Source organism: Glycomyces sp. NRRL B-16210, from assembly GCF_000719515.1.
Classification (GTDB): Bacteria; Actinomycetota; Actinomycetes; order Mycobacteriales; family Micromonosporaceae; genus Glycomyces.
On record NZ_JOGR01000010.1, the window covers coordinates 213,518 to 229,950 of the forward strand.

Genomic DNA, 16,433 nt, shown 5'->3' on the forward strand with positions numbered 1-16,433 from the left:
TCGGAGGTCGAGGTCAGGTATGCAGACAATCCTGGGGGCGAACGGGCAGATCGCGGTGGAACTCGCACGGCAGCTTCACCAGAGTTACACCACCGACCTGCGGCTGGTCAGCCGCAACCCGCGCAAAGTCAATCCCACCGACGTCCTCGTGTCGGCCGACCTGCTCGACGCCGAGCAGACTACCGCGGCCGTCGAGGGCAGCAGCATCGTCTACTTCACGGCAGGGCTGCCGCCGAACACCCGGCTGTGGGAGCAGCAGTTCCCCACCATGCTCCGCAACGCGCTGGACGCGGCCCGCGCCGCAGGTGCGAAGTTCGCCTACTTCGACAACACCTACATGTACCCCCAAGACGACCGCGTCCAGACCGAGGACACCCCGTTCGCGCCACTCGGCCGCAAAGGCCGCGTCCGCGCGGCCATGGCCTCGATGGTGCTCGACGAGATGCGCCGCGGCGACATCCCGGCCCTCATCGGCCGCGCTCCGGAGTTCTACGGCCCGGGCAGGACGCAGAGCTTCACCAACGCCTTGATCATCGACAACCTCAAGGCCGGCAAGAAACCCCGCGTGCCGGTGCGGGACGACCGCCGACGCACCCTGATCTGGACCCCCGACGCCAGCCGAGCGCTCGCGGCCTTGGGGAATACACCGGATGCGTTCGGGCAGACCTGGCACCTGCCGGTCTGCGAGGACCGGCCCACCTACCGCGAGTTCGTCGCCTTGGCCGCGGCAACTTTCGACCGCGACGGCGGGTACGCCGTGATCCCCAAATGGGCACTGCAACTGGCAGGGGTGTTCTCCCCGCAGGTACGGGAACTGCGTGAGCTCCTGCCGCGATACGAGCACGACAACCGTTTCGACGCCACGAAGTTCACGACCAGGTTCCCGCAGTTCGCGATCACCGACTACCGCACCGGACTCGACCTCATCCGCTCCGAAACCGGCCACACACCCGCGACCTGACCAGGCCACATGCACGAGCCACCGCCATCGTGGTGCGACCAAGCGGCATGCCCGCGGCAAGCAAACGTGTCGGAAAGCGTCGGGTGCAGTTCCTTTCAAAACCGGATCACGCCGCCAACGCAGTTGAGCGCGCCCGAGCGAGGGTGCGGGAGGCATCTCCCGCTCGCGGGCGCTGCCCGACGGCCAATCCGACTGGGCTGCGCCCTCCACGACGTCAGTCTCTTAGCGCCACTCCGGTCGGCCACCTCGGCGAAGCGCGTCCCGACCCGTCCGACCAACCCACCGAGATCCTCGCCTTCCCGCAACCGCCATCGTGTCTCGGCGGTCTTCACCCTCGAAATGCCCTACTCTGCGATGTCCACTCTGGCGTCAGCACCAAAATCATCGCAGTTAGAAAGGCACTTTCCGGGCCACTACACCCCAACGTGACCAATGGCCATGAAATCATCAGGTCAACTCATCGCCGACAGGACCTGATCGAAGACAGGTGTCAACTGCGCCGCGAACTCGGCGTCCGCGTTCACCACGTAGGCACTCACGACACCGTCCTGGGTGACGCCTTCGATGATGCTGCCGTTGCGGTCGCACACCCGGCTCTGGCCGTCCGCGCCGGCCAGGCTAGAACCGCTGTTGTCGGCACACAGGCTCTCGAACTCGCTCCAGATGGTGGGGGCGTCGGCATCGCTCACCACATCGGTGCGCAGCGAGTACGGGTCTCCATATTCGTCCTGGCCCGTGGTGAAGAGGCAGACGGTGGCAGAGACAGTCTCATTCGTCTCCAATGGATGATCGGTGAGCCGCTGCTCCATCACCCAGTCGAGTCCGGTGATGTCGGAGAGCTCGGACTCGCTGATCGGGCAATCCTCGGCAACCGCCTCAGGCTGCGCCGCAGCTTCCGCAGTGGTTTCGCCCATGCCGTCAGGCTCGGTTGTCTGCTCGTCGTCGCCGCAGGCTGCCGTCAGGACCAGGAGCCCGCCGACAAGTACGGCACTGGTAAACGTCTTCAGGGACAAGATCGTTCCTCTCGTGGGAGCTTTGTCCACTCTGCCCGTGATCGGGACCGGTGAAGTTCCACCCCGGAGACTGAACACCGGGTTTCATGCCGTGGGGGCGTTGGGTTGACGGTAGCAGACATGAGCCTCGTAAGTGGTGCGTCGAAGTTGGACCGTTGCAGCTAGAGTGAGGGGCATCCGCGTCATCCCCGGTTTCGAGGAAACGACTTGGGACCTCGCCTACGACCTGCCGACGGGCCCTACGAGACCGAATTTGAACAAGACTGACCGTAAAGCAGGGACCTCCACGCCCAAGGCTCGGTGCGGCCCGCAAACGCTTCGCGGCCAACATCACCAACTGCAACACCACCGCGCTCCACTGCCGCGCCGACCGAGTGTCCTTCATCGATGCACCGCGCGACGGTCGGGTCGAGCCGGAAGCATCGAAGCGCGTCTTCGCTCGATAAGCTCCGATTCGAGGACCAATTCGTGGGCTACGGCGCGACCGTCCGCGGCGACCTGATTGCAGGATCGGCCACTGTTGCGTCGTTGCCTTCGACGGTCCCGTAAGGCAATCGTGTTCAGCCGCATCGGTTCCCCACGCTTGCTCGGAAGCGGCGTTCTCCGGCCTTCTGGGCTCGGGCTTGGCGGCAAGGGAACCGTCTTCGATGCGCTGGTACTCCTCGGGGGACGGTCGCGACTTCGCCGTCTCCGTCGCGCTAGTCACGGCGGTACCTGGCGCGGGCGGTGAGGTGCAGGACCGTGGCGGTGATGAGCAGGACCCCACGCCTGCGGTCACCCAGCCCCAGGTGATCGGGCCGATGCCGAGCAGGGTGCCCGGTGCGCCGATGGCGAGAGCGAACAAAGCGAGGATCAACAAGCCCTTGGCCGAGGCGATGTTCGCCGAGTGGGCGGCCGAGCGAGACGTTGAGCGGCCGGCTGATAGACGCGGTGCCGATGCCGCGTCTTCGCGGCACCGGCACCGTCTACGACACCGACAGCCTGAGTTGGCTGTACTCATCCACGCTAGATCTACGCCAGACCCGTTGAGAGTCAACCGAGACGCGCTATCAACGGTGGGCTGAACTGCGGGCCCGCACTGCCGCCCAGGACGGCGTCCGAACATGACCGTGAGAGACTGACTCGCGTTCGTTCCACTGCCCCGAGAGGACGTACCCCCATGCGCCGTGTCGCCGGTTGGGTCAAGCCCCTGAACGCCGTGATGTCCCCCGCCCTGTCCCGGGCGGTGAAGAACCCGGACAAGGCCTTCGCGCAGGCACTGGCGAAGGCCGAGCAAGCCGCAGGCGCGAGCGCCGACATCGACCCCGCGTTCATCGTGGACTACCGGGAACTGATGCGCCGTTTCGCGCAGGTCCACGACATCTCCTACCTGGGCTGGGCCGCGACGGTGTCTGAACTCCAGATGCGCATGGAGAACCGGCTGCGGATCAAACGCCTCCACGCCGACCACCCCGAGATCGCCCACCAGCCCATCGACCGGCCGATCGTGGTCGTTGGCCTACCGCGGACCGCGACCACACTGGCGCACAAGGTCATCGCCGCACCGGAGGGCAACCGCGCGCCGATGATGTGGGAGTTCCACCACGCCGACCGGTTCGACATCGACCCAAACCTGCGCGAACAGCGCCTCAAGAAGGCCCGCCGGATCTCCGCGGCGGTCAACGTCATCACCCCGATCTGGGAGACCATCCACCCCAGCACCGCCGAGACCCCCGAGGAATGCGTGCTCTCCCTCCCGCACGGCCTCCAGTGGGGCACCCGCTTCAAGCTCGACGGGTACCGGGAGTGGCTGGCGCAGCGGGACTTCGTGCCGGACTACCAGTACCTCAAGGAGTTCCTCCAGGTGCTCCAAACCGGCGATCGGCCGCGGCGCTGGGTCCTGAAGTCCCCGTTCCACCTGTACAATCTGGGCGCGCTCCTCAAGGTCTTTCCCGACGCCCACATCATGTGGACACACCGCGACCCGCAGACCGTGATGGGCTCGTGGTGCTCGCTCGTGGAGACCGGTACGGCCCTGTGCAACCGGCACCTCGACCTCCACCAGATCGGCCGCGAGTGGCTCGACTCCCTGTCGTGGATGGTCGAGCAGGGCCGCATGTCGCGCCTGGAGATCCCGAAAGAGCGGATGATCGACGTGTCGTACCACCAGCTCACCGCCGACCCGTACGGACTACTCCCCCGCATCTTCGAGCGGCTCGGCCTCGACTGGACCTTCCGCGAGGAGGGCAACCTTGAGACCGTGCTCGCGCGGCCCGGCATGCGCCGCAACCACGAGTACACGCTCGAACGCTACGGCCTCGACTCCGACATGGTCGACGAGGCGTTCGGCGACTACACGAAACTCGTCAACTCGATCCGTTAGCGCGGCGCCACAAGCGATTCTCCAACCGGGCGGCGTGCGCGGTCCTCGATCAGCCACAGCCGCATCCGCTCACCACGATCGCGACTGGCGTCCAATTGGACCGTGTGTCTCAGTTGGCGAGTTTCTTGTAGCAGGTGGGCCGCATCGGATTTGCGCCTCGGCGACCAGGACGTCCCCGGTCACCGAGGCTGGCGATCGTTCCTTGCTACCGTGCTCGGACGGCCTTCGAGGCCGGCGTTGTGTTCTTGAGTCCGAACATGAACCGGTTGGGCCCGGTTCTGCGGATGACCTCATAGGTGCCGAAGCTCAGCCCGAGCGTGCCGATGGCGATGAGCGCATAGGGGATCGGCCCGTGGTCGATGACGCCGACGACGTAGAAGGCGACGGCGACCAAGATGGTCTGGTGCACGATGTAGACGGGGAAGGCCGCCGGATTGAAGTAAGCGGTGAACTTCGAGTGGACGTTGAAGTAGCGCTTGCCGTAACCGAGCATCGCCAGCAGCGTCACCCAGGTAGCGGCGGCTCGCCATGCCTCCGTGAGCGGGCCCGATTGCGGGCCGAGGACCGTGAGTTCGACGGCGATGCCTGCGGCCCCGAGCAATGCGAGGGCCAGGAACGTCCTGCGGGAGCGTTCGAGTCGGTCGAGGACGGCGTCGTCGGAGGCGATGAGGAAGCCGAGCAGGACATAGGCGGCGTACACAAAGATGTTCTTGCCGCTGAGATCAGGCAGCATCGCCAGGGCGGCCAAAGCAAGGGACGGAACGATGACCAGGCCCGCGCCACGCAGCGGGCGCGGCAGCCGGTCGTGGTGCCCCAGCCGGGTCATCAGCGGCAAGAGTGCGAGTGAGATGACGAGCAGGAACAGGATGAACCACAGGTGCGCCGGTGAGATGCCGCCGGCGTACTCGGACCAATCGGAGAAGTCAGTGAAGTACTTCACGAGGAAGTCCAGGTAGTCGTCCTTGTAGCCGAGGTGGAACCTCATCGCGTAGTACGCCTGGGGCGGGACGATCAGCAGGCAGCCGAATAGGAACGGCACCAGCAGCCGGGCGAATCGCTCGCGTGCGTACTCGCCGCCCGTCCGCTTCCGGAGGGCGTAGCGGCTCGACACGCCGGAGAGCAGGAACAGCAGCGGCATGAACCAGTACGACGAGGAGACAATGACGTCAGCGACGGCGTTGGGTTCGCCCTTGATGTAGAAGTCGTTGCGATCGTCGAAGATACGGGCACTGTGGTAGGGGATCAGATAGAGGATGGCGAGGTTGCGTAGCCAGTCGATGTAGTCCTTGCGCATGGCCCAGTGCCTTTCGGGGGGAAGGTGCGGGGGCGGCGATCCTGGTCAGTCGCCTAGGAATCGGGAGCAACACACATCGGCCCGGTGGTCAAGGGTGCGCGGGTGCGATCGCTCTTGGGTGGTCAATCGGCGGTGAGCAGACTGATGGCGCCGTTCTCGGTGGTGATGTCGACGCGGCGAGGACTGGTGTCGGTCCCGGCGAGGTCGTTGTCGATGGCGCCGTTGTCGGTCGTTGTGGTGACCTGGTAGTCGGCCGGGGGAACTGCGACGGTGACCGCGCCGTTCTCGGTGGTGACGCGCACCAGGTCGGGGACCGTGCCGAAACTGAGGTCGACGGTGCCGTTCGAGGAGACGGCCTCGACGCTCTTGGAGGAGACGTCGGTGACGGCGATCGCGCCGTTGTCGGTGCGCAGGTCGAGTGGACCTGCGGCCTCCTCGATCGTGATCGCGCCGTTGTCGGTGCTGACGGTCGTCGCGGCCCCGAGGGCGATGGCGGTGACCGAGCCGTTCTCGCCCTCGACGGTTACCGGGGTCGCGGGCGGGACGGTGATCTCGTAGCGGATCGTGCAGTCCCCGAAGAAGCTGAAGCCGCAGTCGGCGGTCAGATCGAGGCGCTGGTCGTCGAGGACCGGTCCGGCCTCGACCTCGCGGCCGGCTGTGACGTGGCGCGTGACGGTGATGGCATCGTCCGCATCGCCGGGCTCGGCCTCGCGGATGTCGAGGTCGGCGCCCGCGACCTCGATGGTCAGCTCGCCGCTGAACGCGCCGAGGTTCCAAATGCTGTCATCGGTCCCGGTCGCGCACCCGCCGAGTGCCGCGGTCAGGGCGAATCCAATGGCTGCCGCGATCGGCGCGACCCTCATCGGTTCTCTCCGGGTCGCTCGGGGGCGATGAGCGCGGTGAGCGTGGCGCTGATGGCCGCCTCGACGGCCGCGGCGTCGACGCGCTCAGGATCGACGGCGTGCTCCATCGACAGGCCGTTGCTCAGGCAGTGGACGATGAGCCCGGCCATCTCAGGATCGACGGCGGTGCCGCCGCCCAGCCGTTCGGCCACGGCGGCGATAGCCTCGGCAGCGGCCTGCCGCTGGGACCGACGGAGCGGAGCGAGGACCGCCCGGACCTGCTCATCGTGCCTGGCCCGCGAGGCGAACTCGAGACCGAGCTGGCCGCGTTCGATGTCGCCGGTGATTTCGCTGGCGACGAGCCTGGCCGCACCGGCAACGGCCCCTTTGATGTCGTCGACACCGTGCAGGTGCTCCATGACCGCGCTGAGCTCGGTGTCGGCACGGTCGGCTAGGACCGAGCCGAAGAGTTCCTGCTTGGACTCGAAGTTGGAGTAGACGGCGCCCTTGGTGAATCCGGCGCGAGCGGCGATGTCCTCCAAGCGGCTCTCGCTGTAGCCGCGTTCGGCAAACTCTTGTGCAGCAGCCTCACGGAGTCGCCGTCGGACCTCGGCGCGCGGTGTCCGTCTGGCGACGGCAGGCGTGTTGGAGTCGATCATGACTGAACCGTAGCATACTCACGAGTATTGAATACTTTCCAGTATTGAAAACGCGGATCTTCAGAGCGTGTCTCGGTTAGCGAGTTTCTTGTAGCAGGTGAGGGCGGCGACGAGGGTCGGAGGCAAGTGCCACCAGGCGCAGCCGGTCGTCAACACGTACACGATCGCGCAGAACACCTGCCGGTCATCGACTCGCGGGATACCGGCCGCCCTGGGCTCGCTTCGGCGAGGCCGGGAGCAGCGGCTCGGTGATCTCCCACAACCCATCAGGCACAAGGCGCTTGGAGAACTCATCCACACCAGATCCATACGAGACACCTTGTACACCAACTGAGACACGCTCTAAGCAACTGAGAATGGCTAATACGCCCTATGAGCGCATCGCTCGGGAACGAATATTCAAGGCAGGGCAGAAGTTTAGTACCTTCCCTTGGGTGAACACCGCGACAGCACTCTTCGAACATGCCGGGCGGTGCTGGCTTGCCTCCGAAATTGCAATCATTGGTGCTGCAGCTCCGTTGAATCTTGGATATTCGAAGCGGCCCGGAGCGTCAGCATTTGGACAGACATCACATCCGTCCGAGTTGGTTGCCCAGACTCGCGAGCATTCCAAGAACACGGAGTGGTGGCAAGAAGAACTCGCCACAGTCAAGGACGAACTGGGACGGGCGGAATGGGCTCTGGCGCTGTGGAGCGTAGCGGATGGCGTAGTGATTTCGAACCTTCTATCCCTCTGGTCTGATGTTATCGGCGAGCTGCCAGAAGCTCGCCGCCGAACCGTACTCCGCGCAGCAGAGCAGATTGCTCAGAGCGGCTGGCTAAGCGCACGGCCGGTTACCGGTGAGACGAACGATGCTGAGCTGGCAGCCTTGATTGAAATCCGCGCACCAGATGTCCGTTCGACCAGGCCACGAACTCGGACCCCTCAGGACGTAGCATCGGTCGTTACTGCTCACGTGCCGAAGTCGCTCCTCAGCGTCGCCCGATCTCACCGATGGCTCAAGGTTGATTCCATGGCTACCTACCGGTGACGGAGGTGTCAGAAAGATGGCTCTGTCGCACTTTCGGTGGTCACGAAGGGTGATTGAGTCTGAGCAGGATTCGGTGGCGGAGGAGCTCGAAGCCGGCCCGTCCGTACATCTGGCGCATGAGCTGCTTGGTCCTTGTGTTGACGCCCTCGGTGCGGCCGTTGTGGAACGGGAGGGTGAGGGCGGCGGCAACGGCAGCCCGGTCCTGGTCGAGGCCGCGGGTGAAGGAATGCAGGTGCGGCAGGTCCTCGGCCCGGACGGCGTCGATCCACGCTTCGAGCCGGTCAGCGTTGCCGGCTGCGGGACGAAGGAGCGTCGCGAAGTTCCGGGTGTGCCCGGTCAGGGCCTTCATCTCGGGGCAGCGGCCGGTGATCTCGTCGAGCAGTCCGCGCTGCTTGTCGCTGAGGTGGGCGGGGTCGGTGAGGATCAGGCCGGTGAGGCTGCGCGGGGAGATCGGGCGGCGGTCGGCTTCGACCCGGTCCTGGTTGATGTAGCGGTGCAGCAGGTTCGAGGTCCCGGTGTAGCCGAGTACCTTGATATCCCGCAGCAGCTGCGCCACGGCCACGGCGCGCTCGGCCCTGCGGCGTTCGCGTAGGTAGTCGCGGTAGGGGTCGACCAGGGTGGTCCGGTATTACGGGGCCGAGCGGAGCCGTTCGGGCTCGGCGGCCCGGGCGTAGCGCTTGACGGTGTTAAGCGAGAGCTGCAGGCGGCGGGCGCATTCGAGGAGTCCGGCGCCCTTGTCAACGAGGTCGTGGACGGCATGCCATCGTTCGAGCGTGTTCCAGGCCTGCTTCGTCGCGGTCGATGCGGGGCCGCCCTTGGCCCAGCAGGCGGCATGTGCGCGGACTTCTTTGAGTGCGGCTTCGGCGTAGTTCTTCCACACGTGCCACCGGTCGGCGACCTGGACCGCGTCGGGGAGGGCATTCGTGACGGCCTGGGCGTAGGCGGCCGAACCGTCGCGGCACACGACTTCGACGCCCGGATGCGCCTTCAGCCAAGTCTGGACGGTGTCGGCTTTCCGGTCGGGTAGGACGTCGACGCGGGCGCCGGTGGCGGCGTCGATCAGGACGGTCGCGTAGCGCAGGCGTCGTTTGAGAGCGAAGTCGTCCACGCCGAGCACGACCGGGACCGGACGCGTCGGCAGCGGGAGGCGCATGAGGATCCGGATCGCGGTGTGACGCGAGATCTCCATGGCGAGGGCAGACAGGGTCCGCTGGCTCGCGCGTCCGGCCAGCTCACGAACCACCGCACCCAGTTGGGTTGCGAGCCGGACCGTCCGGCGCTGATAGCGTTCGAGCGCCCCGGGGACCTGTTCGCGGAACGTCCGGCGCCCGCAGCCGGAGTTCTGGCAGCGCAACCGCCTCACGTGCACCGCCACAGTCACCGGGCGTCCGTCGACCGGCAGATCCGCCACCGTTCGCTCCTCGAACGCATGCACGCGCGCCGAGGGGGAACCGCAATCGAGGCACGCCGCCGGGCCTTCTCCGGTTCTCGCCTGGATCAAGATGCGATCACCCAGGTCAGTGGACCTCTGAAAATCCAATCTCGATAGTCCTGAGAAGACTATTCCTGTGATCTCGTTGCTGCTACACCAGATCGATCATCCCCGATCACTCTTCGTGACCACCAAAAGTGCGACAGAGCCAACTTCCTGACACTCCCCGACGGAGCCCTGGTGTCGCAGGCTATCTGGAACGCACTGTGCGGCGACTTGGCTACTATGGGTTGGAACGACTTTGCTTTCGCCTGGCAGTCTCAACGAAACCAAGGACGGCCTGCTCCATGCTGTGGTTGCCAATCGCCTGGAAGAAGGCCGCGGACTCCAGGTTGAAGGCGATGCCCTCCTCGAGGTGATTCGTGTCGACGAGCATGGCACCGAGCATCATTCGCGCGATGCTCTCCTGCTCGTGGTCGCCAGATGCTCGAGCGAGCTCGAAGTGCCGCCTTGTGATGGGCGTGGCTTCTTCGTAGCGTCCGAGCTTCATGAGGTTCATCCCGAGGCTTCTCAGCGCCGCGGCCTCGTTGTCGTGGTTGCCCACCTCGCGGTAATCATTCGCCGCCGCCATGAACGCACGGAGGGACGCCTCGACCAGTCCGCCCCTGTGGAGTGCGGCGCCGAGGAGGTGGTGGCTCATCGCCCGTTCCCCGAGATTTTCGGTCCGACCGTATGTGTCGACCGCTCGTCTGAGGGCGACTATGGACTCCTCGTATCGTTCCAGGCCCATGAGGGCGTCGCCGAGCAGTCGCAGGGCCCTCGCCTCGTAGAGTGGGAGACTACCAATCTGCCCGTAGATGCCCGCGGCCCGCTGGGCGGCGGTGACAGTTTCGGCGAACCTTTGGAGCTCCATCAACGCGGAGCATTCGTTGAGCAACGCCGAGCCTTGGACGTCGGGCATGCCCAGCGGTTCGAAAAGCGCCCCGGCTTCGCGGTTGGCGGCGACCGACTCCTCGTACCGTCGCTGCTTGTAGCGGGTCTCTCCAAGGCCGTAAAGCGCCAGGGCTAGGTTGTTCAGCGCCAGTTTCTCGCGTCGGCCGTCGCAGGTCCGCTGGAAAATTGCGGCGGCCCGGCGGCTGACGGCGACGGATTCCTCGTACTGACCGCCTGACCTCAGGAGGTTGGAGAGCTCTCCTAGCGCCTTGCCTTCTTCGGCGAGAGCCCCCGCGCTCCGGTAGGCGGCGACAGTGCGTCGGCCCGCGAGGATGGCCTCGTCCGTCCGGTTCAAGCCTTCGAGCGCCTCCCTGACGCGGCTCGAAGCGAAGCCCTCGTTGCGATGGTCGCCCAGGTTCCGGTAGAGGTCGGCTGCCTCGTTCCCGGCTGCAGCGGCCTCCTCGAAGTGCTCGGCGTACCCGAGCGCGGCCGCGAGACCGACGAGGGCGCCGGCCTGGCCGGAGGGGTCAAGTTCGCCTCGGCCGATTTCGAGTTCACGCCGGTAAGCGGCGGCGGCCTCCTCAAAGCGGCCCGCTGAGAAGCTCGCGATGCCTAGGTGGTGCCGCGTCTGCCGCTCCAAGGTGCGGTCGCCGACGCCCGCGAATAGATCTGCGGAGCGGCCGAAAGCCCCTGCGGCCTCCTCGGACCGTTGCAGCTCGTTGAACGCGTTGCCCAAATTACGCAGCGCCATCGCTTCTCGGTCGCGGGCACCGATCTCGCGGCAGATGGCGGCCGCCTCCTCGCATACAGTCACGGCATCCTCGGCCCGTCCGACGGAGGCGAGGGCGGCCCCGAGGTTGGTCAGCACGCTTGGCAGGTTGTCGCGGTCGCCCGTGCTTCGAAGGATCTCCTCGGCGCGCCGCAACGGGACCAGCGCCTCCTGAAACTGTCCGAGGTTGAGCAGAATGACGCCGAGCCTGGCGCCGAGCCTGCCCTCGCGAGTGCGGTCGTAGGCGGCTTGAAGGGCGGCAGCCCGCTCATACGCGGGCACAGCTTCGGCCAATCGCCCCATTTTGTACAGTCCGTCGCCGAGGTGCTCCAAGGAGTCCGCCTCTTCCGACTGATGGCCGCTCTCTTTGTAACTCTCGGCGGCCTGGCGGCTGAATTCGATCGACTCCTCGACCTGACCCACTTCGAACAGCGCGCGGGCCAGGTTGTAGAAGGGCCTCCCGTCGGCGGGCGTGGCCCCTTCCCCTATCGCCAGCTTGATGTTGAGAGCACGCTGGCAGGTGGTCACGGCCTCTTCGTACCGCTGGGCTTTGATCAGGGCGGAGCCGTAGTTGGTCAGCGCCACCATCTCGAGCTTGCGGTCCCCGATCCGGTGGAGGATGTCGACGGCCTCCTTGCAAGCAGCGACCGCCTCGGCGGCGCGTCCGGACCGCTCCAGGCCGAGGCCCAGGTTGAGTAGCGCCGCGGCCTTGCTATTGAGATCGTCTGCGCGCTCGTCGAGGTCGGCTGCCCACTGCGAAAGGACGGCGGTGTCCGCATATCGCTGCTGGTCGGTCAGCTGGGCGCCGAAGTTCAGGAGCATTTGTGAGACTGCTTCGGGTGCATCGGGCTGATACAGGGGCGTGGCCTCACGGAACACGGCTAGTGCCTCGTCCCGGCGGCTGAGCTCGGTCAGGCGGATGCCGCGCTCGATGAGAGCCACGGCGAGGTCGGTGCGGTAGTTGGATGGATGCGCCTCGAACTGACTGCGGCTCAGAGCGACCGCCTGCTCGGCCGCGTCGAGGGCCTCGCCCCTGCGGCCGAGGCCGGACAGCTGGATCGATTGGTTGAGAAGGCACTTCGCCAGGAAGTGGCTTCGCTTGCCGGGATCCTCCTCGTTCGACCACAGGTCGATGGCCTCCATGCCGACAGCCAGCGCCTCCTCGAAGCGCCGCATGCCGGCGAGCACGAGGCCGAGGTTGTTCAGGCTGACCGCGAGCCCGCCCCGATCGGCGGCGGGGCCGGCAGTGAGCTGCTCGCGGAACAGGGCCACGCCTTCCTTGACGGCGGTGAGGGCTCTTTCCTTGCGGCCAAGGAAGAACAGTTCGATACCTAGGTTGTTCAGCGCGCCGGCGAGCTTGGTCTGCTCCACAGCGATGTCGGTCGCCGCCAGCTTCCGGTAGATGGCCACGACCTCCTCGTATGCTTCCACGGCCGCCACCCGATGGTCGGCGTTGGAGCGATGCAGCCCAAGGTTGTGGAGCATCCGGGAGCGCTCGGCGAGGTCGGTGACCTTCGTGAGCCGGTACGCGGTCAGGCGTTCGACTATCGCCAGGATGCCGGAGTTGAGACCGGACCGGCTGCCGCTGGGGAGTAGCGGTTCGATCGCCTCCAGCACGGCCAAGAGGTCGGGGTCGACGTTCTCGTCCGTGGGGTGAGTCGAACCGAAACCGATTGCGATCAAGGCGGCATTGCCAGCGGCGACGGCGAGTCCAGGCGCCGAGCGCAACAGGGGGTACATGACCTTCCTGGCCAAGTGCGGCCACCGGGCTGCGGTGGTAACGAGCACTGTCACCGCTCGCGGGGTCCAGGGCCGGGTCGGGTCGGCCAGGAGCGCGGCCGGCGCCGAGGTCGTCCAAGGGTCGGGGAAATGGTCAGCGCTGCCGTGGCCGGGGGTGAGGAGAGCGACGAAGTCCTCAGCGAGCCGGTCGGGGTAGAGCGGTTCGAGCACCAGCGTCGGATCCTTGGACGGGTAGCAGAACCCGTGGTCGTCGAGAAGGCGCCTCGGACCCCCCGGGATCGACAGCGGCGCGACGGCCGCGACGCCGACAGCGTGCTCGACAGCTCCGGTGAGGGCGGCGGTGTACACGACCTTCGCCATTGCCATCGGGCTGGTCACGAACTCCAGTCCGTCGCGGACGTTCTCGTGGAGCCGCGTCCAGAATTCGCGTTCGCGGTCGAGCAGGTAAGCCGAGAGGCCCGCGCTGTCGACCGGCACGCTGCGGCCGCTGATGTGCGCGTCGGCGCCGACCAGGGCGCTGATGTGCAGGGTCAGGGTGAGCCCGAAGTCGTAGTGGCCTAGTGCCCTCGGCTCGCGGATTACGCTCGGGTCGTCGATCCCATAGAGCTGTGCGAAACGCGATCGGGCGGCGTCGAACACGCGCTCGCGGTCGCCAGCCCGATGAGGCAGCTCATCCAGCGCTTGTGCGGAGGTGTCGCCGCGGCGGGCGAGTTGGCTCCGCACCGCGGGCCACGAGTGAGCTGATCGCGCGATCAGCAGGACGCGTACCGGGACCGGGGTCTGACGGGAGAACAGCCGGTTGGCGAAGAGCCAGTCCAAGTGCTGCATCGACCAACGGTCGGCGTAGTCGACGAGCACCAGCAGGCCTTTCCGGTCACCAGTGCGTATGTCTTGACTGCCTTGGGATTCGGGGGTGATCTGCCCGCCATGGTGGACTTCGATCAACTTCCATCCGGCCGCGGCCGACAGCTCCGCGAACCGACCGGCAAGGCGGGTCTTGCCGCGCCCGCCGGGGCCGTGGAGCCAGCGCACCGCCAGGTCGTCTTCCTGGTCCCGCCAGGCCGCGAGGTCGGCGAGTTCGCTCTCTCGGCCAGTGAAGGGGACGACGCCGAACTGCGCGTCGAGAAGTCGGCTGGGCTGCTGTCTCCATCGCGGGTTCGGCTCGCCGGTTGGAGGTCGGTGTTCGGCCAGGGTGTAGACGGGGCGGCCGTCGCCGTGGACGTGCACGTCGGCGTTGATCGCGCCGTAGGCGAAGCCGCCGAAGGCGTAAACGTTCTGGATGATACGCGGTGTTTCGCCGCCAGGTTGCCGCTCGAGGTTCACGATCGCCTCCCGCCATCAGCGGTGTCCTGGCTGGGCAGGCCGTAGTTGTAGATGCTGCCTCCGATGACGCCCTGGGTGATGGTTCCCTGGCCGTTGGCGATGTTGTGCTGCTGGATCGGCGGTTGCGACGGGGTCAGTTGCTGGAGCGCGATGAGGACCTTGCGCAGCTCGTGCTGCGCCTCGGGGTGCTCTTCGAGGAGATGGCGCAACTCGGTGCGCCAGTCCTCGGTGACGCGATCGCGGGTGGCTTCGTCGCCTGCGGCGAGTTCGGCGGCGGAGTGGTGCAGTTTCTCGCTGATCCGCGCCTCATCGCCTTTTCCCGAACGGCGCCATAGCTTCGGGATCTTCTTCAGCGATGCGAGGAGTCCGGCGGCAAGGGCTTTGACCAGTTCATTGCCGCCCTCTACAGCGAGAGCCTCGATCGGGTTCACGGGGTGCTCCTCGGCTTGGTCGGTTGATGGTGCTGCGAGTGCGGTGTCGCTGATCAGTGCTGCCGCGAGTTCGACGGCGAACGCGGCGGCGTTGGCGGCGGCGCGTGGCTGCCAGTTGGCGTCGTTGGCTGAGGTCTTGCCGCCATCCGCGCGGTCGCTGATGCCCCGGATGATCGCGGCGGGGGCGCCGTTGAGGTGGCTGGCTTGCGCGACTCCGGCGGCCTCCATTTCGATGGCGGCCGCGTCGTTGTAATGGTCGCGGATCCAGAGGGCTTCGTTCGAGATCCGTGAATTCTGGACGATCTCGCCGGCGGCAATCGGCCGGAAATGGACCTTCGGTGGGCTGGTTTCAGGGGGTAGGCGGTGCCTCCAAGTATCGGAGCGGTCGACCTCTTGGGCGAGCTGCAGAAGTTGGTGTGCTGTCTCCCAGGTCCGGGGCCGTGCTCTGAGGCCGTCATCCTCGCTGGTGCCACCGTGGTAGGCGTACACATGCGAGGCCACTACTACATCCCCGAGCTCTACAGCGTTTCCAAGTCCTCCTGCTACTCCGACGAACAGTACGGCGACAGGGGAGAATTCCTGGATCGCCCGCTCGGCGACAACTGCAGCTGGAGCATTGCCGACCCCAGTGAGGCAGAGGGCGATCCGGCATATGGAATCGTCGACGCTTCCCGCCTCGAAGAGCGTTCCGGCTTTGTGGCGGTGCCGCTCGATGCTGCGGAGGTGTTGTCGAACTTCCATGTATTCAGTGTTCAACGCCGTCAATATAACGACGGTGCGTTTGTCGCTCATTGGTGTTCCTCGGCTCTGGGGGTTCGGTCGGGGCGTGTCAATGGGGGGTGCAGTGCGGTGGCAGAGCCGGCGCGGAACAGTCGCGCCGGACGCCCTTTGGCTTCGCGCCGTTCGGTTCCGGTTGACTCGATGAAGCCTTCGACACGCTGGACCTTGCGGTAGAAATTCCGCAGGTCGAGATCGGCACCCCAAACGGCTTCGTATACGCGCTGGAGATCCGCGATCGTGAATCTCTTGCCGCAGAATGCCGTAGCGAGCGGTGTGTGTTCCAGTTTGGCGCGGGCCCGCTCGACGGCGTCTTCAACGATCGCCAAGTGGTCGAAGGCCAGCTTCACATGGCCTGAAAGGACGTCGTCGACCGCAGTCCATGCCGCCGCGGAGGCATCGGTCCCCGCGACAGGCTCGGGTAGGCCGGGGGCGATGGCCAGGTATGCCACGGACAGCACCCGCCCGCGCGGATCACGGTCAGGTGCGCCGTAGGCGCCGACCTGCTCGATGTGCAACGCGGAGCCGTCGAGTCCGGCCTCTTCGTGCAGCTCGCGAAGGGCGGCGTCATAAATGTCCTCGCCTGCGCTGCTGAGGAACCCACCGGGGAGCGCCTGGCCGCCCTTGAACGGCTCGATCCCGCGCTCAACCAGCAGCACGTCGAACCGGGACTCGCGCAAGGTCAGGATCACCAGGTCGACCGCAATGGGGATCGCCGGCGGCACCCACGATTCTGTTGCATCCTGCTGCACTGAGACCTTCTGATTACTGTCTAAATGACAGTAATATTAGAGGATGATGCTTAGCAAGGCAACCCCTCCAAAGTTCGGTTTCGACGGACGTGTTGGCGTAGCCGCCGACCCCGA

General features: G+C 66.1%; 10 protein-coding genes and 2 pseudogenes. 3 read left to right on the top strand and 9 right to left on the bottom strand.

Annotated features, from left to right (window positions below):
* Positions 1-19 precede the first annotated feature (19 nt).
* Complete coding sequence (locus IF12_RS0115160; RefSeq protein WP_030159763.1) at positions 20-961, top strand: NAD-dependent epimerase/dehydratase family protein; 942 nt, start codon at positions 20-22, stop codon at positions 959-961.
* 452 nt (positions 962-1,413) lie between these two features.
* On the opposite strand, the gene IF12_RS0115165 is transcribed toward IF12_RS0115160, so the two are convergent.
* Positions 1,414-1,974 carry a hypothetical protein gene (locus IF12_RS0115165; RefSeq protein WP_030159765.1) on the bottom strand — a complete coding sequence of 187 codons (561 nt, stop codon included), beginning with the start codon at positions 1,972-1,974 and terminating at the stop codon, positions 1,414-1,416.
* 1,159 nt (positions 1,975-3,133) lie between these two features.
* Between IF12_RS0115165 and IF12_RS0115170 the strand changes: the two genes are divergently transcribed.
* A complete protein-coding gene (locus IF12_RS0115170; protein ID WP_030159767.1) occupies positions 3,134-4,336 on the top strand; it encodes a sulfotransferase in 1,203 nt (400 codons plus the stop codon).
* A gap of 205 nt (positions 4,337-4,541) precedes the next feature.
* On the opposite strand, the gene IF12_RS0115175 is transcribed toward IF12_RS0115170, so the two are convergent.
* The 4 genes and pseudogenes from IF12_RS0115175 to IF12_RS27275 form a co-directional block, all read right to left on the bottom strand.
* On the bottom strand, positions 4,542-5,630 hold the full coding sequence (locus IF12_RS0115175) for an acyltransferase (RefSeq protein ID WP_030159769.1): 1,089 nt from the start codon (positions 5,628-5,630) through the stop codon (positions 4,542-4,544).
* A 122-nt stretch (positions 5,631-5,752) separates the two neighbouring features.
* On the bottom strand, positions 5,753-6,493 hold the full coding sequence (locus IF12_RS24245) for a DUF4097 family beta strand repeat-containing protein (RefSeq protein ID WP_051704434.1): 741 nt from the start codon (positions 6,491-6,493) through the stop codon (positions 5,753-5,755).
* Positions 6,490-7,131, bottom strand: coding sequence for a TetR/AcrR family transcriptional regulator (locus tag IF12_RS0115185; RefSeq protein WP_035749177.1), 642 nt, complete (start codon positions 7,129-7,131; stop codon positions 6,490-6,492). The genes IF12_RS24245 and IF12_RS0115185 overlap by 4 nt, the downstream gene beginning before the upstream one ends.
* A gap of 114 nt (positions 7,132-7,245) precedes the next feature.
* Positions 7,246-7,405 (bottom strand): annotated as a pseudogene (locus tag IF12_RS27275) (transposase); the annotation flags it as partial.
* 82 nt (positions 7,406-7,487) lie between these two features.
* On the opposite strand from IF12_RS27275, the gene IF12_RS25705 reads away from it, so the two are divergent.
* Positions 7,488-8,162 carry a hypothetical protein gene (locus IF12_RS25705; protein WP_133884310.1) on the top strand — a complete coding sequence of 225 codons (675 nt, stop codon included), beginning with the start codon at positions 7,488-7,490 and terminating at the stop codon, positions 8,160-8,162.
* A 40-nt stretch (positions 8,163-8,202) separates the two neighbouring features.
* Here IF12_RS25705 and IF12_RS23170 read toward each other — a convergent pair.
* The 4 genes and pseudogenes from IF12_RS23170 to IF12_RS0115210 form a co-directional block, all read right to left on the bottom strand.
* Positions 8,203-9,756 (bottom strand): annotated as a pseudogene (locus IF12_RS23170) (ISL3 family transposase).
* Positions 9,757-9,877: 121 nt separating this feature from the next.
* Positions 9,878-14,359, bottom strand: a complete 4,482-nt coding sequence (locus tag IF12_RS0115200) for a tetratricopeptide repeat protein (protein ID WP_030159775.1) — start codon at positions 14,357-14,359, stop codon at positions 9,878-9,880.
* Positions 14,356-15,582: a 5'-methylthioadenosine/S-adenosylhomocysteine nucleosidase gene (locus IF12_RS0115205; RefSeq protein WP_081913629.1), complete on the bottom strand. Its 1,227-nt coding sequence runs from the start codon at positions 15,580-15,582 to the stop codon at positions 14,356-14,358. Before IF12_RS0115205 ends, IF12_RS0115200 begins: the two co-directional genes overlap by 4 nt.
* Entirely contained in the window at positions 15,579-16,319 is a 741-nt protein-coding gene (locus IF12_RS0115210; RefSeq protein ID WP_231492613.1) for an NUDIX domain-containing protein, read from the bottom strand. Before IF12_RS0115210 ends, IF12_RS0115205 begins: the two co-directional genes overlap by 4 nt.
* Positions 16,320-16,433: the final 114 nt, after the last annotated feature.

Coding starts and splice junctions, on each gene's coding strand:
- IF12_RS0115160 (WP_030159763.1), top strand. CDS start 20: ATGCAGACAATCCTGGGGGCGAACGGGCAGATCGCGGTGGAACTCGCA.
- IF12_RS0115170 (WP_030159767.1), top strand. CDS start 3,134: ATGCGCCGTGTCGCCGGTTGGGTCAAGCCCCTGAACGCCGTGATGTCC.
- IF12_RS0115175 (WP_030159769.1), bottom strand. CDS start 5,630: ATGCGCAAGGACTACATCGACTGGCTACGCAACCTCGCCATCCTCTAT.
- IF12_RS24245 (WP_051704434.1), bottom strand. CDS start 6,493: ATGAGGGTCGCGCCGATCGCGGCAGCCATTGGATTCGCCCTGACCGCG.
- IF12_RS0115185 (WP_035749177.1), bottom strand. CDS start 7,131: ATGATCGACTCCAACACGCCTGCCGTCGCCAGACGGACACCGCGCGCC.
- IF12_RS25705 (WP_133884310.1), top strand. CDS start 7,488: ATGGCTAATACGCCCTATGAGCGCATCGCTCGGGAACGAATATTCAAG.
- IF12_RS0115205 (WP_081913629.1), bottom strand. CDS start 15,582: ATGAGCGACAAACGCACCGTCGTTATATTGACGGCGTTGAACACTGAA.